The sequence below is a fragment of the Pseudomonas sp. MF6394 genome, from assembly GCF_002018845.1.
GTDB lineage: Bacteria > Pseudomonadota > Gammaproteobacteria > Pseudomonadales > Pseudomonadaceae > Aquipseudomonas > Aquipseudomonas lactis.
Genome location: NZ_MVOJ01000071.1, coordinates 1 through 3,027, shown reverse-complemented (window position 1 = coordinate 3,027; position 3,027 = coordinate 1). Strand labels below are relative to the sequence as shown.

The window sequence follows — 3,027 nt, the reverse complement described above, 5'->3', positions numbered from 1 at the left end:
CCTCGCGTACGCGAGGAAGATCAAGAGCAAGATCAACAACAGATCAAGATCAAGAGCTGGTAGCCTTCCATAAATCGTTCCGATTTATTCCAGAAGCTGTTTGTTTCAAAAGCTCGGTGCCCTTGCTTTATTCACCAGAACAGCACCGGTGACGGTGCCCATTACACCCATGAACATTTCCCTCCAGGGAATGTATGGGTGTGCTGTCAGTCCCCGAAAAGCAAAAGCGGGTTGGACAGTGACGAGGGTGCCCCCTCGATCCCATTCCACCCTAGAAGCTCCGTAGAGGCCACTGGTGACGTGATCGAGGTCGTTTGACATGGTTGGCCGGCTTCATGGCCAAGCGTGTCAAATGACCCAACAACGACCGCAGGGAGGCGTTAGGTCACTCGATTGCTCACCATCGATCCTACGGATCAGCCACATTTACAGGACGCCAGCCCGTTGGGCAGTGGCTCTTTTCCAAGGTTCTCGCCCTGTTGGCTCACTGTTGACCGTCGCCCTACGGTCTAGGCCACCAGCTCCACCACCAAGCCGAGGCTTGGAAAAGCCTGCTTAGCGTTGTGGCTGATCCTGAACCTGAAATCAGCAATCTAAACGGCTGAAAATCAAAGGCTTTGAAAACCACCCTAATAATATAAGAAGGAGCCATATTCCAAAAACACCCGTTTCAGCCCGTAAAATCAACCTTTTCACCTGAATGAGCATTCATCAGGAGAGTGATGGTCATTCATCACCTCAGTGATAGAGGTTCACCAGCTCAGTGAATCAAATTCATCAAAAAAAATGAATGTTTTGATCAAGACCTCAAAAAACACTCATCAAAAATGATGAATTTTACCAAAGGCAAGGCATTCACCAGCTCAGTGAATGAAAATCATCAAAAAAAATGAAAGATCAGCATTGACAATGATGAAAGGCGTGTTAATTTGTAAGTAAGATAATATTTTTAGGAGCGTTTTTTATGCCAAAAGCAAATGTTAAAAAAGAAGAATTACCAAAAGAAAGTAATGTTAAAAAGCTTACAACACCAACTAAAAAAACCACATATACCGATACTAAACGTATCGTTAATGAAGAAACTGGTCAGGTAAAACAAACAGTCACAAACACCATTGCAAGAGTTCCACAGGAACCCTTGTATGTGAAGGTCTATCTACAAGACATTAACCGCATCTATGACCTTCCAAAAGGCTGTTCCCCAGCCTTATACGAGATACTTAAAGAAATGAACTGGAAGGGCATTATAAACCTTCCTAAATACACAAAAGAGCAATGTGCGGCTGCTGCTGGTTTAACACCAGCATCGTTCAATAACTGCATTAGTGACTTGGTTAAAAAAGACATTCTGAAACGTCTTGGCACATCTGTTTATATAGCTAATCCTCACTTGTTCGGACAAGGAAAATGGCTTGAAATCATGGAAAGACGTGAAACTTATAACCTCACAATCAACTACACAAACGGGAAACGTGAAGTTACATCATCGTTTGACCCGGCAAACCCTGAAAATCAGCATGAAAATAACGATGATGAACAACAATCGGCATGATATGCCACTTAAAAGAATTAAGAGCCTTACGGCTCTTTTTCTGGGTGTGCTTTGCACTTTTAAAACTTGAACTTACCACCGTTCCTATTCTTCAATTCATCATTGAGAGACTTCAATTTTATCGCATTTTCTCGCGTTTCTTTAAGTAATGGTAGTAACTCACCATCACCCGAATCGGCGTTAAAATATGCCGCAACTTTGTTGCAGAATTTTAATGATTTATCATAAAAATCTGGAAATGAATTTTTAAGTTGTTGTTGTAAATTCTTGAAAATAGGATTGTCATTCAACATGTCTTTAACTTCGTTATACATGTTTTTTATATCTTTTCTAACTTCTCTTTCAAGATGAACACGCTCGATTAGACTGTTATATGCAGCACCTTGGGTGTTAAATTCCTCCACAATCACATCTACCTTCTCGGCAACCTGCTCGAGAAGCTCCTGATTGAAGCGTATAGCCTGATCCTGCTGGATTTGACGCTGTGCCAGCTCAGCCTGGAGACGATCGATCTCGGCCTGTTTAGAGGCTATATATTTGTCTTTTTCTTCGTGTTTGGCTTTGGTCATATCAGCAGATACACCACGAACAAACCCAAGATCCTCGAAACGCTTGCCTGCAGTGTCCTGCAGCTTCGACCATATCGAATCACCTTTGCGGCCCATGAGGTCACGCAATGGGGCTTTGTTGGTCTTAAAATCGTAATTGAAGAAAATACACTGGGCGTGATAATTCAGCTTATATTCGCCTGTTACTGGGTCTTTATGGCCTTCGTCCATATGCATTTCCCAGCCTAACGGCTCCATGCCGGTCTTATCTTTTACATCTTGCATGAACTGCTCAATATGGGTGGAAAACGATGTTTTCCAGTCAGGATCTTGCATGATCTCCAACATCTGATCTCTTGAAAATGACAAAACCCCATCCATGAATGTATTGGCGGTTTTTTGTATTTTCTTGCCTTTAATGTCTTCTACCTGCTTAAAAACGTCCTTATAACGATCATAGATGTTATAGCCACAACCAAAATTATCTTTGGCAAATTCGACTATTTGGTTGGCGTTTGTGGCAAAGACACGTTGAACGTGTCCTATTTCACCAGACGCATTTGAGTTTTTATAGTACTTGGCATTAAATGAAACGTAATTATTTCCCATGATTTAAAAAGATGTTATATGATCATGTTGTAACATATATTTTCAGTTAATCAAGTGCTTATAAAGCACTACTTGTGCTTTAAAGCAACTTGGTGCTTTATAAAGCCTTTAAATGCCTCTATTCATTCCTTGATATATCAACATTACGAAGTAGTGTTTTAGCCCATTAAAGCACTCTACGAGTGCATGGGCCTCGCGTACGCGAGGAAGATCAAGAGCAAGATCAACAACAGATCAAGATCAAGAGCTGGTAGCCTTCCATAAATCGTTCCGATTTATTCCAGAAGCTGTTTGTTTCAAAAGCTCGGTGCCCTTGCT

2 protein-coding genes are annotated in these 3,027 nt (G+C 41.6%); one reads left to right on the top strand and one right to left on the bottom strand.

The features are described from left to right. Positions 1–964: 964 nt before the first annotated feature. Positions 965–1,552: a replication/maintenance protein RepL gene (locus MF6394_RS32710; protein ID WP_078468293.1), complete on the top strand. Its 588-nt coding sequence runs from the start codon at positions 965–967 to the stop codon at positions 1,550–1,552. Between the two features lie 59 nt (positions 1,553–1,611). Here the strand turns inward: MF6394_RS32710 and MF6394_RS32705 are convergent, their stop codons facing one another. Next, complete coding sequence (locus MF6394_RS32705) at positions 1,612–2,709, bottom strand: FlxA-like family protein (RefSeq protein ID WP_078468292.1); 1,098 nt, start codon at positions 2,707–2,709, stop codon at positions 1,612–1,614. Positions 2,710–3,027: the final 318 nt, after the last annotated feature.

Bases quoted from the DNA above. Each gene is read 5' to 3' on its own strand.
- MF6394_RS32705 (WP_078468292.1), bottom strand. From the start codon at position 2,709: ATGGGAAATAATTACGTTTCATTTAATGCCAAGTACTATAAAAACTCA.
- MF6394_RS32710 (WP_078468293.1), top strand. From the start codon at position 965: ATGCCAAAAGCAAATGTTAAAAAAGAAGAATTACCAAAAGAAAGTAAT.